The 19,123-nt window shown below is 69.6% G+C and carries 14 protein-coding genes; 4 read left to right on the top strand and 10 right to left on the bottom strand.

Annotation, left to right across the window (positions count from 1 at the left end; translation table 11 throughout):
- Positions 1-42 precede the first annotated feature (42 nt).
- The 7 genes from ACFQVD_RS10925 to ACFQVD_RS10895 all read right to left on the bottom strand — a co-directional run bounded on the left by ACFQVD_RS10925 (position 43) and on the right by ACFQVD_RS10895 (position 6,693).
- Entirely contained in the window at positions 43-1,416 is a 1,374-nt protein-coding gene (locus ACFQVD_RS10925; protein ID WP_343969222.1) for an NtaA/DmoA family FMN-dependent monooxygenase, read from the bottom strand.
- A 44-nt stretch (positions 1,417-1,460) separates the two neighbouring features.
- On the bottom strand, positions 1,461-2,186 hold the full coding sequence (locus ACFQVD_RS10920; RefSeq protein WP_343969219.1) for an ABC transporter ATP-binding protein: 726 nt from the start codon (positions 2,184-2,186) through the stop codon (positions 1,461-1,463).
- Between the two features lie 3 nt (positions 2,187-2,189).
- Positions 2,190-2,975: an ABC transporter permease gene (locus ACFQVD_RS10915; protein WP_386270993.1), complete on the bottom strand. Its 786-nt coding sequence runs from the start codon at positions 2,973-2,975 to the stop codon at positions 2,190-2,192.
- Positions 2,976-3,059: 84 nt separating this feature from the next.
- Positions 3,060-4,076, bottom strand: coding sequence for a PhnD/SsuA/transferrin family substrate-binding protein (locus tag ACFQVD_RS10910; protein WP_343969213.1), 1,017 nt, complete (start codon positions 4,074-4,076; stop codon positions 3,060-3,062).
- Positions 4,077-4,389: 313 nt separating this feature from the next.
- Positions 4,390-5,373: a class I SAM-dependent methyltransferase gene (locus ACFQVD_RS10905; protein WP_343969210.1), complete on the bottom strand. Its 984-nt coding sequence runs from the start codon at positions 5,371-5,373 to the stop codon at positions 4,390-4,392.
- Positions 5,370-5,801, bottom strand: a complete 432-nt coding sequence (locus ACFQVD_RS10900) for a VOC family protein (RefSeq protein WP_343969207.1) — start codon at positions 5,799-5,801, stop codon at positions 5,370-5,372. The genes ACFQVD_RS10905 and ACFQVD_RS10900 overlap by 4 nt, the downstream gene beginning before the upstream one ends.
- A gap of 127 nt (positions 5,802-5,928) precedes the next feature.
- Positions 5,929-6,693, bottom strand: a complete 765-nt coding sequence (locus ACFQVD_RS10895) for an SDR family NAD(P)-dependent oxidoreductase (RefSeq protein ID WP_364153587.1) — start codon at positions 6,691-6,693, stop codon at positions 5,929-5,931.
- Between the two features lie 110 nt (positions 6,694-6,803).
- Between ACFQVD_RS10895 and ACFQVD_RS10890 the strand changes: the two genes are divergently transcribed.
- Both ACFQVD_RS10890 and ACFQVD_RS10885 read left to right on the top strand, forming a co-directional pair.
- The gene (locus ACFQVD_RS10890) at positions 6,804-9,590 is read left to right on the top strand and encodes a condensation domain-containing protein (protein WP_386270991.1); all 2,787 of its coding nucleotides are present in this window, start codon (positions 6,804-6,806) and stop codon (positions 9,588-9,590) included.
- Positions 9,587-10,798, top strand: coding sequence for an acyltransferase family protein (locus tag ACFQVD_RS10885; RefSeq protein ID WP_343969196.1), 1,212 nt, complete (start codon positions 9,587-9,589; stop codon positions 10,796-10,798). The genes ACFQVD_RS10890 and ACFQVD_RS10885 overlap by 4 nt, the downstream gene beginning before the upstream one ends.
- Positions 10,799-10,851: 53 nt before the next feature.
- Here the strand turns inward: ACFQVD_RS10885 and ACFQVD_RS10880 are convergent, their stop codons facing one another.
- A complete protein-coding gene (locus tag ACFQVD_RS10880) occupies positions 10,852-11,955 on the bottom strand; it encodes a hypothetical protein (protein ID WP_386270989.1) in 1,104 nt (367 codons plus the stop codon).
- A gap of 379 nt (positions 11,956-12,334) precedes the next feature.
- On the opposite strand from ACFQVD_RS10880, the gene ACFQVD_RS10875 reads away from it, so the two are divergent.
- Together ACFQVD_RS10875 and ACFQVD_RS10870 are read left to right on the top strand one after the other, a co-directional pair.
- The gene (locus ACFQVD_RS10875; RefSeq protein WP_386270987.1) at positions 12,335-15,040 is read left to right on the top strand and encodes a beta-L-arabinofuranosidase domain-containing protein; all 2,706 of its coding nucleotides are present in this window, start codon (positions 12,335-12,337) and stop codon (positions 15,038-15,040) included.
- A 363-nt stretch (positions 15,041-15,403) separates the two neighbouring features.
- A complete protein-coding gene (locus tag ACFQVD_RS10870; protein WP_343969190.1) occupies positions 15,404-16,492 on the top strand; it encodes a lytic polysaccharide monooxygenase auxiliary activity family 9 protein in 1,089 nt (362 codons plus the stop codon).
- Between the two features lie 66 nt (positions 16,493-16,558).
- On the opposite strand, the gene ACFQVD_RS10865 is transcribed toward ACFQVD_RS10870, so the two are convergent.
- Entirely contained in the window at positions 16,559-17,572 is a 1,014-nt protein-coding gene (locus ACFQVD_RS10865) for a hemolysin family protein (protein WP_343969188.1), read from the bottom strand.
- Positions 17,569-18,930: a hemolysin family protein gene (locus ACFQVD_RS10860; RefSeq protein WP_343969186.1), complete on the bottom strand. Its 1,362-nt coding sequence runs from the start codon at positions 18,928-18,930 to the stop codon at positions 17,569-17,571. The genes ACFQVD_RS10865 and ACFQVD_RS10860 overlap by 4 nt, the downstream gene beginning before the upstream one ends.
- Between the last annotated feature and the right edge of the window lie 193 nt (positions 18,931-19,123).

The raw sequence follows: 19,123 nt of genomic DNA, 5'->3' as shown, positions 1-19,123 counted from the left end.
ACTTCGATACTGTCCATGCGCCGCGGCGAGCACACCCGCCGATCACAACGGCGCGGTGAAGGCTCCGCGGTACGCGTACCCGGGGTGCCTGCGGTTCAGGTGCGGGCCTTCGACGAACAGCTTCTCCCGGAGGGTGCCGGGGCTGTACTCGGTCTGCGCGAGGCCACGCGACCGCAGTTCCGGAATGACGTGGTCGACGAAGTCGTGGTACGTCCCGGGAATCAGGTAGTTCATGACGTTGACGCCGTCGATGCCGGCATCCTGCCACTGCTCCAGCCGGTCGGCCACCTGTTCGGGCGTGCCGACGATCGTGGTCTCCCGGGCGACACCTTGCAGGTACTGGCGCTTGGTGATGACACCGTTCCGGTACTTCTTCGCCTCGGCGATGATCTTGCCGATGCCGCCCTGCGCGTTCGAGTAGTCGATCGGATCGTCCATGTCCAGCTTGGAGAGGTCGATGCCGATGTTTCCGCCGACCTCGGCGGCCAGGGCCTCATGGTTCATGAGGTCCTCGTACTGCTCCCACTTCTCCTTGGCCTCGCGCTCGGTGCTTCCCACCACGAAGGTGAGCGCCGCCAGGATCTTGATGTCCTCGGGCCGCCGGCCGTGCCTCGCGGCGCCCTGTCGCAGGCCGGAGATGACGTTTCCGGCTCCCTCCAGGCTGTTGAGCAGGAGGGCGCCCTCGGCGAACCTCGTGGCGAAGTCGATCCCCCGGGGCGAGGAGCCCGCCTGGAACAGGGTCGGCACGCGCTGAGGTGACGGGTGCACGATGAGCGGGCCCTCGACCCTGTAGTGCCGTCCCTCGTGGTTGATCCGGTGCACCTTGCCGGGGTCGGCGTAGATCCTCCGCGCCGAGTCCCGGACGACGGCCCCCTCCTCCCAGCTGCCTTCCAGGAGCTTCAGCACCGCGTCGACGTGCTCTTCGGCCCATTCGTACCGTTCATCGTGGTTGACGATGGTGTCGGCGCCGTAGTTCCTGTGGGCGTTCTCGGTCGAGCTGGTGACGATGTTCCAGCCCACCCGGCCCTCCGAGAAGTGGTCGAGCGTCGCGATGCGCCGGGCCAGCGAGTAGGGGTGGTCCTGGATGACCGAGGCGGTGAGGATCAGTCCCAGGTTCTGCGTCTCGGGCACCAACGTCGAGGCGAGGATGAGCGAGTCCAGCATCGGGAAGCGGTTGCCGTCCCGCACGAACACGTCCCAGTTGCCCCCGTACGGAGCGTAGAGCCCGAGCACGTCGCCGATGAACAGCCCGTCGAAGCGGCCTTCCTCCAGCTTTTTCGCCAGTCTGATCCAGGTGTCCAGCCGGTCGAAGTCGGCCAGTTCGTTGCCCGGCAGGTCGTGCGGCCACAGGCCGGGCTTGACATGCCCTGGCGACGGGCACACGAACGCGTTGAAGATGAGGCGTTTCCTCGCCACTTCGGGGTCTCCCTGTCGATGGTGATGTTGGGGAATCTCGCGGACTACGCGACACCCAGGAGTCTCAACAGCTCGTTTCTTTTCGCCGTGAAGTCCGGCGATGTTCTCTCTCGCGGTGCGGGCAGGCGCAGGATCTCGTCGAAGATCAGCTTTCCGCCGTCCAGGATGACGATCCTGTCGGAGAGCACCAGCGCCTCCTCCACGTCATGGGTCACCAGGAACGCGCTGAGGTGGTAGTTCTCCCGTACGTCGCCCAGCAGTCGCTGCATGCGGATGCGGGTGAGCGCGTCCAGGGCGCCGAAGGGCTCGTCGAGCAGCAGCAGCCGCGGTGTCCGGATCAGCACCCGGGCCAGCGCGACGCGCTGCGACTGCCCCCCGGACAGGGTCTTGGGCCAGGCGGCGGGGTCGATGGAATCCAGCCCGACCCTGGTCAGCAGTTCCCGCACCGTCGGGTCGTCCGGCCGGACACCGGAGCCCAGCACGATGTTGTCGGCGACGGAGAGCCACGGAAGCAGCCGCGCGTCCTGGAACATCACCCCGGCATCGGCTCGTAAGGTGACATTTCCGGATATCTCGGTGTCCAGACCGGCGATGATGCGCAACAGGGTGCTCTTCCCTGTCCCGCTCCTGCCCAGAATCGAGACGAACTCGCCAGGCGGTATCTCGATGTCCACGTTGTCGAGAATCTGGTTGTCGCCGAACGCCTTTGACACGCCTTTGACGTTGACGACCGGCCGCGCGGAGGCGCCGGTCACGCTATCTGTCGACATTTCTCACGCCTTCACCACAGCGTCGTTCCAGCGGAGTGCCCGACGTTCCAACGCCGCCACACCACGGTCGGCGAGCACGCCCAGGATTCCGTAGATCAGGATTCCGACGATGATGACGTCGAGCCGGTAGTAGGTTCGAGCCTCCGTCATGAGGTAACCCAGCCCGGAATCGGCGTTGACCTGTTCGGAGATCACCAGAATCACGAGCGCGAAGCCGCTCGAATACCGAAAGCCGACGAACCACGCGGGCAGTGCCGCGGGCAGGTGGATTCTCCTGAGCACCTGCCAGCGGGACAGCTTCAGCGTCGACGCCAGTTCCAGGTATTTCCTGTCCATGTTGGAAACGGCCGACATGACGTTGACATAGATCGGGAACATCGTCGCGATGGCGATCATCAAGATCTTCGAGAGTTCGCCGATACCGAACCACAGGATGAACAGTGGGACCAGGGCCAGGACCGGCAGGGCGCGCAATGCCTGCAGGGTCGGGTTCAACAGCGCGGAGCCCAGCAGGCTGGTCCCGCAGAACCAGCCGAGGGCCGATCCGATCGCGACCCCGAGAACGAGGCCGGTGACGGCCCGGAGCAGCGATATCAGCAGGGCGTCGGCGAGCCGGCCGTCGGAGATGAGGTCGACGAGGGCCTGGCCGACCCTGACCGGGGCCGGCAGGAAATCCTCGAGGAGGCCGAGCGAGGCCAGCAGCTGCCACAGTACCAGCGCCGATAACGGAATGACGATTCCGAGAATCGATTCATGACGCACGGTCGGCTTCTTTGCCGTGATGGTCACTTCTTTGGAACTTCTCTCTGGCGGATGCGCCGAAGGCAAGTCGTTCGTTTTCCGGTGAACGGGCTGCGAGCCGGGACCCGTGGTCTACTTGGCGGCCTGTTCACCGTTGGCGGAGATGACGGCCTCGTTCGCGATCTCGTCGAATGCGGTGGCCACGTCCGGTGCGTTCTTGATGATTCCCTGTTCCTGCAGCACCTTCGCCGTCTCGGTGTAGTCGCTCTTCACGGAGTCGTCGATGGGGATGAAGGTGAAGCTGTAGTTCTTCGCGAACTGGGTGGCGACGTCGAGAGGAAGGTCGATCTTCTCGGCCAGCACCTTGGCCCAGTTACCGGTGTCGGCCTTCTGCTTGTTGAGCCCGACGATGAATTTCTTGAGGAAGTCCTTGGTCGCGTCCGTCCTGTGCCGGTCGCCCTCGAAGAAGCCCTGGTTGGCGGCGAAGTAGATGTTGCCCGCCGTCGTCTCGGTGGCCGTCTGGATCAGGCGCGCTCCGTTGCCGATCTCGACCTGTGCGGAGTTCGGCTCCCAGGACGCCCACGCGTCCACATCGCCCCGGAGGAACGCCGCCTGCGCGTCGGGAGTCGACAGGAACGTCAGCTCGAAGTCGTCGGTGCCCAGTCCGAGGTTCTCGATCTCGCCGACGACGAACCTGTGGGCGGCCGACCCCCGGACGACGGCGATCCTCTTTCCCTTGAGCTCGCTCAGCGACTGGACGGCCGAGTTCCGAGGAACCAGGAGACGGAGCCAGTCGGGGTTCGGTTTCGCCACCGCGAAGATCTTGAATTTGGCGCCGTTCGCCTGCGAGGACACGATCGAGAGGTCGGATCCGAAGCCGAAGTCGATGGACTTGGCGCCCAACGCCTCGAAGACCGGCCCCGCGCCGTCGAAGCGGCTGAAGTCGACCCGGTACTCGGGCCGGTTCTGTCCTTCGTCCCATGCGATCTGGAAGAACTGGGTCGCGATGCCGACCTTGAGGGAGACGTCCTTCGGCGAGCCGCTGCCGTCCTTGTCCGACGAGCATCCGGTGAGAAGGCCTCCCGCGACGACCGCGGCGGTGAACGCCACGAGTGCTCGCCGGATGCTGGGATTCCTCTTTTTGCGCATGAGACTCTGTTTCTTCTGACCAAAGCGGAGCGTGATGTTCCTCTGTCGCCCACGTCGGCGGGACGAGCAGAAGGAACGCGGCGGGTCGGTCTCGGCTGCGTCGGCCGGGAGACGGCCGTTTCCGGGCAGCGCGAAACGACTCCATGGACACGGGCCGTTTGTGGCGGGATCTTCGGGCAACTGACATGTGAACCGCCTACATCGCCCGAGAGAATCGGGCGATATGGGCTTTTTCTATTATTTAGGTAGGGAATGACGGAAGTCAACCCGACTGGGGGTGATGTCCGCCTGGTCGGGGGAGGTGCGACTCGTCTCAGTGGTTTCTGCGCAGGACGTTGCCCGCGATCCTGGACTCGCAGAGCTTCTCGGCCCCCGGGGCGCCGGCCACGATGGTGAAGCCGGTCGGGGCCAGGCGCAGCTCCATCACCGCGGCCCGTTCGGCGACGGGCAGACCGGCGTAGCGGGCCAGCAGTTCCTCGTCGTCGAACAGGTCGGCGTCCGACAGGAAGACCGGGGAGGCGGGGTGGCGGCGGCCCAGGTCCAGGATCTTGCCGCCGCCGTCCCAGTTGACGCCGTTCAGCGCGACCCAGCCGATCCCGTCCAGGCCCTCGAACAGGCGGGCCGCGTCGTCGAAGCGGTGGGTGCGCATCACCGGGTGCAGGTAGGCGTCGGCGTCCAGCACATCCTGGTCGCGCGGGTCGCCGGTCGCCGAGGAGTGCGTGCCGTAGCGGCCCGCCGAGCGGCCCAGGCCCAGCCGGTGCACCACCGACAGGCCCTCCTCGCCGGTGTCGCCGCCCGAGAGCAGCCGTACCAGCTCGCGGTCGATCAGCCGCTGGTGCTCGCCGAAGCTGTGGAAGAGCCACAGGTACATCAGGCCGCCGGGGGAGAGCCGTTCGGCCAGCCAGGCCAGGCCCGCGCGGGGGTCGTCGAGGCAGTGCAGCACCCCGGTCATCACGATCAGGTCGTAGGGACCCTCGAACCCGTCCCCGCCGATGGCGCCGCGCACCAGCTCCACGTTGGTCAGCCCGTTACGCTCGCGCAGTTCCTCGGCCACGTCGAGCGAGGACCGGGAAAGGTCCATCCCGGTGAAGCTCGCCTTCGGATACTGCGAGGCGAGCCCGAGCAGCTGGTGGCCGGTGCCGCACCCGGCGTCCAGCACCCGTTTGCCCGCCAGGGTCTTGTCCCTGACGACCATGCCGATACCGAGCGCCAGATCCAGGATCAGGTCGTCGCCGACGGTCAGGGAGGGGCAGGGGTACCGCTCGTACAGCTCCCTGACCTGTTCCACGGCGCTCACGGGGTGTCGATCTCGTCGTACGGGATCTCCTCGACCCGGCGGGCGAAGACCCAGTGGTGGCCTTCCAGATCCTCGGTGGTGTAGTTGCGGTCGCCGTAGAAGCGGGTGTCCGGCTCGTCGCGGATCACCGCTCCGGCCTTCCTGGCGCGCTCGTGGTGTTCGTCGACGTCGTCGACGAACACGTAAAGGCTCTGGCGCAGCTCGCCCTGGCCCTGCGGCTCGTGCCTGCGGCCGTCACCGGTCCCGGCGAGCTGCACGACGCCCTCGCCGAACGACAGCTCGGCGTGCACGATGGAGCCGTCGTCGTCCTTCAGTACCTTCCGCTTTTCGAATCCGAACGCCTCGATGAGCCATTCGATGGCTTTTTCGAGGTCGGCGTAGAAGATGACGGGGGTGATTCTCGGCATTCCGTCGGGCGGGGTGAGCATTTCTCCATCTCCCTCGATCGGTGACCATGGAAACGTACGGTGACGCTACCCCGCATCCCGCCGGCGAGACGTCCTGGCGTCCAGGATTTCGCCGCTTTCGCGAATGCCGGGGCCGGATCAGGACACGTCACGATTTCGGCAGGCGCAGGCCGCCGTCCAGGCGGACGACCGCCGCGTTGAGGTAGCCCAGCTCGCACACCGCCCGGACCGCGCGGGCGAACTCCGCCGGCGTTCCCAGCCGCGGCGGGAAGACGATCTGCCGTACCAGCGGGCGCCGGAACTCCGGCGGGATCGCCCCGAACAGCGGGGTGTCGAACAGGCCGGGGGAGAGCGCGCAGACCCGCACGCCGACCGAGGCCAGGTCGCGGGCGGCCGGCAGGGTCAGCGCGGCGACCGCGCCCTTGGAGGCGGCGTAGGCGGCCTGACCGGCCTGGCCGTCCTCGGCGGCGGCGGAGGAGGTGTTGACGACCACGCCCCGCTCGCCGTCCCGCAGCGGTTCCGTCGCGGCCATCGCGGCGGCGGCCAGGCGCATCACGTTGAAGGTGCCGACCAGGTTGACCGCCAGCGCCCGCTCGAAGATCTCCAGGTCGTGCGGGCGGCCGTCGAGGCCGAGCGTGCGGGCGGCGGGCGCGACACCCGCGCAGCTCACCGCCACCCGCAGCGGCCCGCCGAGTCCCGCGGCCACCTCCACGGCGTGCTCGACCGACTCGGCGCGGGTCACGTCGGTCTCCACGAACGTGCCGCCCACCTCGCCCGCCACCGCGGCCCCCGCACGGGTGTCGGTGTCGGCCACCACCACGTGCGCGCCCGCCCCGGCGAGCTCGCGCGCGGTGGCGGCGCCCAGCCCTCCACCGGCCCCCGACACCAGTGCCGTCACCCCTCTCAGCTCCATATCCGTTTGGCCGCCTTTCCGCAATGCTGGGCGAATGTGCTTACTTATCAAGACATATCCTGACGCGAAATTCCGCATTCACGCTGCACCCCACAGACGTGAGGTAACCAATGACGATTTCCAACGGCGCTGACAATGTGCACGACCTGATCGCCCGCCGGCGGCGCGAGCGAGATCGCATCCCGCGACGCGCGATACCCGACGAGGGGGTGCCGGTCTCCTCCACCCAGGAGCGCATCTGGTTCGGCGAGAAGTTCAATCCGGGATTCGGGTTCTACCACGTGCCCGCCACCCTGCGACTGCGCGGCCCCCTCGACCCCGGAGCCCTCGACCGGGCGCTCTGCGAGGTGATCAGGCGGCACGAGATCCTGCGCTCCACCGTCGAGGAGATCGACGGCATGCCCGTCCAGCGCGTCGGTGACGCGCCCACCGGGGTGCTGCGCTCCGTCGACCTGGCCGGCGAGCCCGATCCCGAGGACGAGGCGGCGCGGATGGCCGCCGACGACATCCTGGCACCGTTCGACCTGCGGCACGGGCCGCTCTGGCGGGCCCTGCTGCTCAGGCTGGGGCCCGACGACCACGTGCTCGTGCTGACCTTCCACCACATCGTCTTCGACGACCCGTCCTTCGGCATCGTCGGGCGCGAGATCGAGGCCCTCTACACCTCCTCGGCCCCCCTGCCCGAACTGGAGCTGCAGTACACCGACTTCTCGGTCTGGCAGCGCGAGCGGCTGCGCACCGAGGAGGTGCGCTCGCGCCTGGTCGACTACTGGCGGCGGGCCCTGGAGGGCGTGCCCCGGCTGCTCGACCTGCCCTCGGACCGGCCCCGCCCGCCGCACCGGAGCCGCGCCGGCCGCTTCCACCGCTCCCGGCTACCCGCGGACGTCGTCGGCTCGGTGCGCGCGATGGCGCGCGAGGAGGGCACCACCCCGTTCACCGTCCTGCTGGCCGCCTACGGCGTGCTGCTGTCGCGCTACGCCGACCAGGCCGACATCGTGACCGCCGTACCCGCCGCCGGGCGCATCCGGCCCGAGCTCGAAGAGCTCGTCGGCTGCTTCATCAACATCATCTGTCTCCGCCTCGACCTGCGCGGCGAGCCCACCTTCCGCGAGCTGCTGCGCCGGGTGCGCCACGCCTCCGTCGAGGGCCACGACCACGAGGAGATGCCCTTCGAGGAGCTGGTCCGCGAGCTGCACCCGCAGCGGCCGCGGAGCCACACGCCGCTGTTCCAGGCGGGGCTCGGGGTACGCGACAACGACGGCGTCTTCCTGAACCTGCCGGGCGTGCGGGCCTCGGAGTTCGTGCCCGACGTCGAGGTGTCGCACTTCGACCTGATGGTGGACTTCAGCGTCGACGGCGACGGCATGGCGGGCCTGTGGGGTTACAACGACGACCTGTTCGACCCCGCGACCGTCGAGGTCCTCGCCGAGCAGTTCACGCTGTTGCTCACCGAGGCGTGCGCCCGGCCCGACCGCCAGGTCGGCGACCTGGCGCTGCCCGCCTCCCCGAGACCGCCCCGGCCCCAGCCCGAGACCGGCGGGGCCGAGGAACCGGCCGCCGTCCTGGCCGAGCGGGCGCGGCGCGCACCGGACTCGCCCGCCATCACCTCCGTCGACGGCACGCTGACCTACGCCCAGCTCGACGCGCGCGCCGAGGCCCTGGCACCCGCCGTGCGCAAGGGGGCCGAACCGCCGGCCGCCGACACCCCCGAGCTCGCCGTGTGGTGGTACGCCCGGCTCAAGGCCGAAGGCGGTCAGCCGGAAGCGGGTCTGGCGCGGGTCGCCGACCTGGCCTCGCGGATCGGCCTGGACGCCACCGGCACCGTGCTCACCTTCGCCCCGCCCGCCTCCGGCGCGCTCACCGACGCCATGCTGCTGGCCCTCTCGTCCGGCGCGCACCTGGTGATCGCGCCCCCCGAGGCCGTCGGTGACGCCGAGGAGCTGAGGGGCCTGGTCGCCGACGCCACCGTCGTCCACGCCCCATCGGCCGCGTGGCGGCGGCTGCTGATCGAGGGCGCGTTGCCGGAGGACCACCCGCTCACCGCGCTCTGCGACGCGGCCACCGTCCCGGCCGCCCTCGCGCGGGAACTGGCCGCGAAGGTCCCCACCTGGACCCTGTACGGAGAGCGCTGGGCCGCGGCCCACCGGATCGACCCGCTCGCCGAACCCCGCAGGGGCGTCCCGCTCGGCGTCCCGCTGGCCGGCACCCCGATCGAGGTCACCGGCCGGGCCGGGGGCCCCGGCGCCACCGGGGTACCCGGCGAGATCCACGTCGGCGGCGTCGCCACCGGGGACCGGGGCCGGATCCTGCCCGACGGCTCGCTGGAACTGCTCGGCCGCTTCGACCGGATGTTCACCGTCGGCGGGTTCCGGGTGGACACCGACGAGGTGGCCCGCTCCCTGGCCGGCCGCCCCGGCGTGGTCGAGGCGATCGTGGACGTGCGCCACGACCGGCTCGTCGCGTACCTGGCCGGCGACGGGATCGATCCGCGGAAGGTCACCGCCCACCTGCCCGAATACCAGGTGCCCGGCTCGGTCGTCGTCCTCGACGAGCTGCCCAGGACCGCGCGGGGCGACATCGCCCACGGGGAGTTGCCCAGCCCCGAGACCCCGGGCGACGAGAGCGGCCAGGTGCCGATCAGGGGCGGCACCGAGGAGGCGGTCGCCGGCATCTGGCGCGAACTGCTCGGCGTGCGGGAGATCGGCGCCGCCGACGGCTTCCTCGACCTCGGCGGCCACTCGCTCACCCTGGCCCGCCTCAGCCTGCGCTACGAGGTGGCGTTCGGCGTCGAGGTGGAACTGCCCGACCTGCTGCGCCACGCGACGGTCCGCGAGCAGGCGGCACTCATCGACGAGCGCCGCGCGCAGGCCGGCCTCACCGCAGAGGAGACATCATGACCTCGGTATCCGCCAGGCCGTCGCAGGCCACCGGTGAGGGACGACCGAGGACGCGGCTGGAGTCGCTGACCGGGCTGCGGTGGTTCGCCGCGTTCGGCGTGTTCTTCAGCCACGTCGCGATCCTGTTGCCGCTGCCCTACCTCAACGAGCTGTTCATCCTCGGCACCGCCGGGGTCACCTTCTTCTTTGTCCTGTCCGGATATGTTCTGACCTGGACGTTCTTCGACAATGACACCGCGCCGAGGTTCTACTGGCGCCGCTTCGCCAGGATCTGGCCGTCGCTGCTCATCACCACCGTCGCGGCGGTCGCGCTGCTCGTCGGCGGCCGGCTCTGGCCCACCGAGGGCGGCACCTCGCTGGTCTGGTGGACGGTCGCGACGCTGCTCCTGGTGCAGGCGTGGATCCCGGCGTCGTTCCAGAGCGACACCGTGCCGCACACCGTCTCCTGGTCGCTGTCGTGCGAGGCTTTCTTCTACGCGGTCTTCCCGTTCGTGGTCCGCCCGATCGTGCGGCGCACGCTGCGCCAGATGGTGGTCATCGCCGCCGTGCTCATCGCGATCAGCATCGGCACCCGGGTCTGGCTCTGGCTGGCCAACCCGCAGATCACCCCGGAGAACTGGTTCACCTCCGACCTGTACTACTTCGCCACCCACTCGCCGATCGCCCGGGTCAGCGAGTTCGTGCTGGGCATCGTGATCGCCGCCGCCGTACACCGCGGCTGGCGCAGCCCGCTCGGCCTGCGCGCGGCGACCGCGATCACGGTCGGCTACTTCGCGCTGCTGTGGGCGTGGTCCGTCTCGGGCCTGTGGCCGACCGCGCTGGCCGAGGCCGCCAACCGGGGCAGCATCGTGGTGTTCGCACTGCTCATCGCGGCGGCGGCCACCAACGACCTGGACGGTCGGCGCAGCCTGCTCGGCTCCCGCCCGCTGGTGGCGCTCGGCCAGTGGTCCTACGCCTTCTACCTGGTGCACTTCCTGGTGCTCTTCCCGATCGCCAAGCACGCGTTCGGCCGGCAGTCGCTCTACGACTTCCCGCCGCCCAGCTGGGCGCACCTGCCGTACGCGGTGGCCGGCCTGGTGGTCAGCGTGCTGCTGTCATGGGGGCTGTACCGGCTGTACGAGTACCCGATCGAGAAGCGACTGCGGGCCATGCTGCGCCGCGAGCCGAGGACCACACCCCCGGCCCCGGGCGCGGAGCCCTCGATGTGAGGCCTGGTGCGTTGGCGTGAGCAGGCCGTCCAGGTGAATCCGGAGCGGGCCGGTCAGCGGGCCAGGTATGTGATCATCGCCGGATGGTCGACCTGGACGGCGCCGTTGTAGCAGGTGACGTACCGGATGCTCACGTACGTCGAGTACGACTCCCAGGGGGCGAACAGGTTGCAGAACTCCGGGCCGTAGCCGAACGCGGTGACCTGGACGTTGTCCCGGTATCCGTTGAGGCCGCCGAAGATCACCTGCTTCCTGGCGACCGCGGACCTGCTGAGCTGCACGCCCCCGGACTGCGAGTTGTGGCTGACCGGGTACGGCGTCGGCAGGTAGACGCCCGGGGTGTCGGGGGCGTTGTCGAAGGTGTAGGCGAAGCGGTACGGCTGGGGTGTCCAGGTGATGGCCCGTTCGCGATGGTAGGTCAGGCTCCATCCGGTGTTCAGCGGCGTGCCGGTGGCGTCGTAGCAGCGCACGATGATGTTCTGCGCGGCCGTCGTCGCGGTCCATCCCCCCAGCTTGCAGCGCGCCGGTACGGCCGGGTCGACCGCGGTGACCTGGATGTTCCCGGCGTGGCCCGCCGAGCCGAGCCCCGGCAGGGTGACCCGCCACAGCCCCGGGTTCGTCAGCGGCGCGACGGTGTTCACCGCGGCCGGCGCCGAGGAGTTGAACTGCGCGGCCACGGCGGAGCCGTTCCAGCGTACGTACCCGAACGCCTGGGGCGCGGGCAGGTACTGGGCGCTGTACCCGAAGGTGACGGAGAACCACGAGGCGATCGGGCCCACACCGAACCGGTGGCACTGCACCGCCACGACCTCGTCGGCGCCCGACTGCCACCAGTCCTGGACCTGGCACCAGTCGGCGGACTGGGAGATCGCCGTGACGTGGGCGACTCCTCCGGTGGCCATGCCGATCTGCGGGAACCTCACGAGCACCTGGCCGGGGCCGCCCGCGACGGCCTCGACCTTGAGCCCGTCCGGCCATGAGCCCGCCTGGCGCAGGGAATCCACGACGGCGCCGCTCCTGACGACGGCGAATCCCCAGCGAGGGGGGTCGGCCGCGGTGGCCGCGGTGGCCGCCGTGGTGAGCCCGGTCGCGGCCAGGGCCGCGATGCAGAGCGTTCGTACGATCACTGCCCATAGCCGGCGCATGTCGTCCTTCATCACATCGGGGTGGTGGTCGTGAGCGGGAACGGTGTGTGCGTGTGCTCTCCGGCTCTTGATAACCCGCCGGCCGGGCCGCTGAGAAGGCCCAACTCGACTTCTGATCGAAACACGACCTCTCGGTGAACCGACATCGGTTCACCGAGAGGGGGCGCCGTGCTCAGGCGAAGTCGCCCGTGTCCATCGGCACGCTCCGACGTGACCCCTTCCGTGAAAATTTCCGCGCCGACGCCGTCGTTCGGGCCATGGCGTCGCGCGGGCATTGACCGGTCCCGTTCGACCGCCTACCGTGACGCAGGCCCGGTGCTTGAGATCACCGATTGTTAACGCTAACAAATGTTAACGCTAACAATCGATTCGCCAATGTCCAGGAGGCCAGGTGTCACCCTCATCGCTCAGCCGCCGTCAACTGCTCCAGGCCGCCGGCGTCGCCGTCGTCGCCTCCACCGCGGGCCAGGTCGCCGGTGCCCCGGCGGCCGAGGCCGCGGTCGCCCCGGCCCGAGCTGACATCGGTGTGTCGGCGTACCCGTTCGAACTCGGACAGGTGCGGCTGACGACCGGTCGCTGGCTGGACAACCAGAACCGCACACTGTCCTACCTGCGGTTCGTCGACGTGGACCGGCTGCTGTACAACTTCCGCTCCAACCACCGCCTGTCCACTCAGGGGGCGGCGGCGTGCGGCGGCTGGGAGTCGCCGACGTGGGAGTTCCGCAGCCACAGCCAGGGCCACTTCCTCAGCGCCTGGGCCCAGGCGTACGCGGTGCTCGGCGACACCGTCTGCCGGGACAAGGCCGCCTACATGGTGGCCGAGCTCGCCAAATGCCAGGCGAACAACGCCGCGGCCGGTTTCAACGCCGGATACCTGTCCGGTTTCCCGGAGTCCGACCTCGACACCGTGGAGACCGGCGTCCGCAAGGGGGTGCCGTACTACTGCCTCCACAAGACGCTGGCCGGGCTGCTCGACGTGTGGCGGTACACGGACAACACGCAGGCGCGCGACGTGCTCCTGCGGTTCGCCGGATGGGTCGACTGGCGCACCGGCCGGTTGAGCCAGGCCCAGATGCAGACCACGATGACCATCGAGTTCGGCGGCATGAACGCCGTGCTGGCGGACCTCTACCAGCAGACCGGCGACGCGCGGTGGATGACCGTCGCGCAGCGGTTCGACCACGCCGCCGTCTTCGACCCGCTGGCCGCCGGCCAGGACCGGCTCAACGGTCTGCACGCCAACACCCAGATCCCCAAGTGGGTCGGCGCCGCCCGCGAGTACAAGGCGACGGGCACCACCCGCTACCGCGACATCGCGGTGAACGCCTGGAACATGTGCGTCGCCGCCCACACCTACGCGATCGGCGGCAACAGCCAGGGGGAGCACTTCCGGGCGCCCAACGCCATCGCCGCGTACCTGACCGACGACACCTGCGAGAGCTGCAACACCTACAACATGCTCAAGCTCACCCGGGAGCTGTTCCTGCTGTACCCGGACCGGGCCGCGCTGTTCGACTACTACGAGCAGGCACTGCTGAACCAGTTGGTCGGCCAGCAGAACCCGTCCGACGCCCACGGTCACGTCTGCTACTTCACGCCGCTGAGGCCCGGCGGGCGGCGCAGCTACAGCAACGACTACAACGCCTTCACCTGCTGCCAGGGCACGGGGCTGGAGACGCAGACCAAGCTGATGGACTCGATCTACTTCCACAACGGCACCACGCTGACCGTGAACCTGTTCGCGCCGTCGGTGCTGAACTGGACCCAGCGCGGCATCACGGTCACCCAGACGACGTCCTATCCGGCGAGCGACACCACCACCCTGCGGGTCACCGGCGGCGCCGGCGGCTCATGGCCGATGCGGATCCGCATACCGGGCTGGACCGCCGGTGCCACGATCAGCGTCAACGGCGTCCAGCAGAACCTGGACACCACCCCCGGCACGTACGCCGTCCTCACCCGCTCCTGGACCTCCGGCGACACCGTCACGGTACGCCTGCCCATGCGAGTGATCATGAAGGCCGCCAACGACAACCCGAACGTCTCGGCGATCACGTACGGGCCGGTCGTGCTGTCCGGGAACTACGGCGGCACCTCGCTGTCCGCGCTCCCGGCCCTGAACACCACATCGATCACCCGGACCAGCGGCAGCGCGCTCGCCTTCACCGCCACCGCCAATTCGGCGACGGTCAACCTGATCCCGTTCTACGACGCGCACGGGCACAACTACACCGTCTACTGGAACGCGGGCGGCCAGGGCGGCGGGACCACCGGTCATCGGCTGGTCAACGCGGCCTCCGGCCTGGTGCTGGGCATCCAGGACATGTCCACCGCCGACGGCGGCCTGGCGCTTCAGTGGGGCGACACCGGAACGGCGGACCACGACTGGGAGCTGATCGTCGACGGTGCCGCCGTACGGTTCCGCAACGTCAACAGCGGAAAGGTGCTGGGCGTGGAGAACATGTCCGTCGCCGACAACGCCCGCGTCCTGCAGTGGGCCGACAACGGCACCGCCGACCACCGCTGGACGATCGTCGACGTCGGCGACGGATCCCACAAGATCCGCAATGTCAACAGCGGCAAGCTGCTCGCCATCCTCAACGCCTCCACCGCCGCCGGGGCCCAGGCCGTCCAGGACCCGGACAACGGAACCGCGGACAACCAGTGGCGGTTCGTGCCGGGCGGCGCCCGGCGGATCCAGAACCTGGCCAGCGGGTTGGTGCTGGGCGTGCAGAACATGTCCACCGCCGACGGCGGCCTGGTGATCCAGTGGGGCGACAACGGCACCGCCGACCACCTCTGGACCGCCGTGGTCGACTCCGGCGGCTACCTGCGCCTGCGCAACTCCAACAGCGGCAAGGTACTCGGCGTCGAGAACGCCGGCACCGCCGCCGGCGCCCGGGTGCTCCAGTGGGCCGACAACGGCACCGCCGACCACCGGTGGCGACTGCGGTACGGCGCCGCCGGGCACTTCCGCATCCAGTGCGCCAACGGCGGCCGGGTCCTCGGCCTCAGCGGCGGGTCCACCGCCCAGGGCGCCCAGATCGTGCTCGCGGACGACACCGGAGCCGACGACCGCCTGTGGCGGTTCGTGTAGCCCCCGGGCCTCGGCCTCCGGCGGTGGCCCGCCGGGGGCTTCCCGGAGGCTCCGCGGCCGCCCCCGCCGAGCAGGTGAACCGGCCCGTCGAGCCCACTCTCGTCGGACGGACGATCGCGGCCCGGCTTCGCGCTCGCCGGCGCCTACGAGTGCCGGCGGAGTGGATGAACTTTTCATCCGGTTTTGCGGTGTATGGCCAGCTCTCGGCCCATCGCCCGCCGAGAGCCGTAGATCACTGTTGCCGCTGACCGGGGACTGGGTGACGGTGGGGACACCTCTGGCGTGAGGACTCGGCCCTCACTCGGCGCGCCAGGACTCGTCACCCCGGCATTCGAAAGGAAGACTGTGCAGATGAGGTCACGCGTGCTCCGACTCTTACGCGACCAGATCTACGTATCCGACGACGCGCCCCTCCGCCGGACCAGGTTCCGGCGGGTGTTCGTCGCGGTCGCGGCCGCACTCATGCTCACCACCGTGATGGTGGTCCCCGCCTCGGCGCACGGCTCGATCAGCGACCCGCCCTCGCGCAACTACGGCTGCTGGCTGCGCTGGGGGAGCGACTTCCAGAACCCGGCCATGGCCCAGCAGGACCCCATGTGCTGGCAGGCCTGGCAGAACAACACCAACGCGATGTGGAACTGGAACGGGCTGTACCGCGAGGGCGTCGCCGGTAACCACCAGGCCGCGATCCCCGACGGGCAGCTGTGCAGCGGCGGCCTGACCGAAAGCGGCCGCTACGCCTCCATGGACGTGCCGGGCGCGTGGAAGACCGTGGACCGCCCCGCCAGGTTCACCATGAACCTGATGGACCAGGCCTCGCACGGTGCGGACTACATCCGCGTCTACGTCACCAGGCAGGGTTACGATCCCAAGACCCAGCGGCTGAGGTGGAGCGACCTGGAACTGGTCAACCAGGTGGGTAAGCAGCCCACCGGCCTCACCACGCCCATCGACGTGTACGCACCCGGCCGTACCGGCCACCACGTCGTCTACACCATCTGGCAGGCCAGCCACTCCGACCAGTCCTACTACTTCTGCAGCGACGTCAACTTCACCGGCGGCACGAACCCCACCCCCACGCCGACTCCCACGCCGACTCCGACTCCCACACCGACCCCGACCCCAACGCCCACGCCGACTCCCACCTCGCCCCCGGCCGGCGGCTGCTCGGCCACCTACCACACCGTCTCCCAGTGGTCCGGCGGCTTCCAGGCCGAGGTACGCGTGACCGCCGGCTCCAGCGCGATCACCGGCTGGACGGTGAACTGGACCTTCACCGGCGGTGCGCAGGTCAGCTCGGCGTGGAGCGCGACCGTGACCGCCAACGGGTCCGCGGTCAGCGCCCGCAACGCCGCCTACAACGGCTCACTGGGCGCCGGCGCCGCCACCACCTTCGGGTTCATCGGCTCCGGCACCAGCGGAACACCCACCCTCACCTGCACCGCGACCTGATCCCCGGCCGCTGAGCACACGCGCGTCGGCCCGCCGCCTTCCAGCGGCGGGCCGACGCGAGATGTCCTATGCCGGAATGAGCAGGGTGGTCAGCAGGTCGTCCAGGCTGACCAGTCCGGCCAGGGAGCCGTTCGCGGTCCGGACGAGCGCCAGCTGGCTGTGCGCGGCACGTAGTTCGGCGACCGCCTGGGAGATCGAGGTCTCCGCCGAGAGTTCGGGCAGCCGGTAGGCGATGTCTCGAGCGCGAATCCGTGTGCCGCGCCTGCGGGCCAGGTAGGCGTCCCGGACGTGGACCACCCCTGCTGGGCGATCACCGTCCCACACCACCAGGCGGGTGCGGCGCGTCCGGGCCGAGGCACTGACGATCTCTTGAGCCGAGGCGCCGATCGGCACTCCGGCGATGTCGCCCACCGGGACGGTGAGTGAGGCGATCGACGCGTTCGGGGCGTGCAGGGCCTGGGTGAGCACCGCGTGGTCGTCGGTCTCGATGAGCCCCAGGCGGCGCGACTCCTCCACCAGGTGCTGCAACTGCTCGGGTGTGCGAGGGTTGGACGTCTCGTCGCGGGGCTGCACCCGGAACATGCGCAGCAGCAGGTTGCTGACGCCGTTGAGCGTGGTCAGGATCGGCCGGACGGCCACGGTGAAGCCGCGAAAGGGCAGCGCCAGGGCCGTCGCCGAACGCTCGGGGTGGGCGATGGCCCATGACTTGGGGGCCATCTCGCCGATCACCATGTGCAGGAACGTCACGATGGCCAGCGCGATCACGAAGGCGACCGCGTGCGCGGCGGCCTCGGGCAGGCCAAGGGTGTCGAAGAGCGGTGTCAGGCTGCCTGCGATCAGCGGTTCGGACACCACGCCCAGGCCGAGGGAGCACAGGGTGATGCCGAGCTGGGCGCCGGCGAGCATCAGCGACAGCTCCCGGATACCCTTCACGGCCGCCGCGGCGGCGCGGCTACCGTGCGCGGCCGCCTTCTCCAGGCGGTGCCGTTTGGCCGCGACGAGGGCGAACTCGGAGGCGACGAAGAAGCCGTTGCCGATCAGCAGCAGTACGGTCAGCAGAATGCCGGTGGGCAGGTTCACTTCTCCTCCTCGCCTTCCTGGCCCGCCTCGGGGTTCCGGAAGGGGCGCAGGCGGACCCGGTCGGGTACGTGCCGGTCGAGGGTCAGCACCTCGATCTCCGCATGCGTGGGCGCCTGCTCGGCCATGGAGGGCACCAGGTCGACGGTGACCACGTCACCGGCCGCGGCGAAGCGGGCCAGACGCTGCAGGATGAGCCCGCTGACGGTGTCGTAGTCGTCCTCGTCGGGCAGTTCCAGGCCGGTGGCCAGGGAGACCTCGTCGATGCGCAGACTCGCGTCGATCTCCCAGCCGTCGCCGGTGGCGACCACGGTGGGGATGTCGAGGTCGTTCTCATCGGTGATCTCCCCGACGAGTTCCTCGGCGACGTCCTCCCAGGTGACCAGCCCGGCCAGGCCGCCGTGCTCGTCGAGGACGCAGGCGACCTCCTCGTCGCGTGCGTGCATCTGGGCGACCAGGTCGGGCAGCGAGACGGAGAAGGGCACCATCAGGACTTCGCGGGCGACGTCGGCCACCGGCGTGTTCGCGGCCTTGTCGGCCGGGATCGTCACCAGTTCACGCAGGCCCACGACGCCGATCACGTCGTCCAGGCGGTCGCCGAGCACCGGATAGTGGGTGTGCCCGTGACGGGAGATCAGCTCGTCCAGCTCAGGGATCAAGGCCGAACCGGCGATGCCGACGACGTCGGCGTGCGGGACCATGACCTCCCCGGCGGTGTGCTCGGAGAAGGCCAGTGCCCGCTCCAACAGGTCGGCCTGGTCGCCGGGCAGGTGCCCGTAGGCCTCGGACTCGCCGATGATGTGCCCGAGCTCCTCCAGCGTCGCGCCGTGGTGCAGCTCCTCGACCGGCTCGATGCCGACCGCGCGCAGCAGCCTGTTGGCCGCGGAGTCGAACAGCCGGATGATCGGCCCGGCGATCGTCAGGTAGGCCAGGGTGGAGGAGGCCAGCGCGCGGGCCAGCGGTTCGGGCCTGGCCAGCGCGAGGTTTTTGGGGGCGAGCTCGCCCAGCACCATCTGGATCACGGTGGCGACGATGAAGCCGAGCACCAGGGCGATGCCGCCGGTCGCGCCCTCTGGTACGCCGAGTGCGGCCAGCCCAGGGGCGATCAGCTCGGCCAGCGCGGGTTTGGCGATGAAGCCGACGACCAGGGCGGTGACGGTGATGCCGAGCTGGGCGCCCGACAACATGAACGACAGCCGCTCCATGACCTTGATCGCGCGGGCGGCCTTCCTGTCGCCTTCGGAGGCCTGCTGGGACAGAGCCAGACGATCGGCGGTGACATAGGCGAACTCCTGGGCGACGAAGTAGCCGGTGGCCAGGGTCAGCAGCAGAACGGCCAGCAGGCCGAGGGCGATGCTCACCTAGGACGCCTGTCCCGTGATCGACGGTCTTTCAGGTGGCCTCTGCTATGGCCGGAGTCCGACGACACGGACACCCCCACCTTGCCCTTCCATCCGGCCCTCGTGGCCGGCTCATGTCCTCCCGGCTCGTCGACGCGGGAGGATCTCCGTGTCCGCAACGCTAGCCGATCTTCTGGGGCCGGCCCGTTCCGGG

It is taken from the genome of Streptosporangium amethystogenes subsp. fukuiense, from assembly GCF_042665875.1.
GTDB classification, from domain to species: Bacteria; Actinomycetota; Actinomycetes; order Streptosporangiales; family Streptosporangiaceae; genus Streptosporangium; species Streptosporangium fukuiense.
Note: the sequence above shows the minus strand (reverse complement) of the source record. Positions and strands in the feature narration are given on the sequence as shown.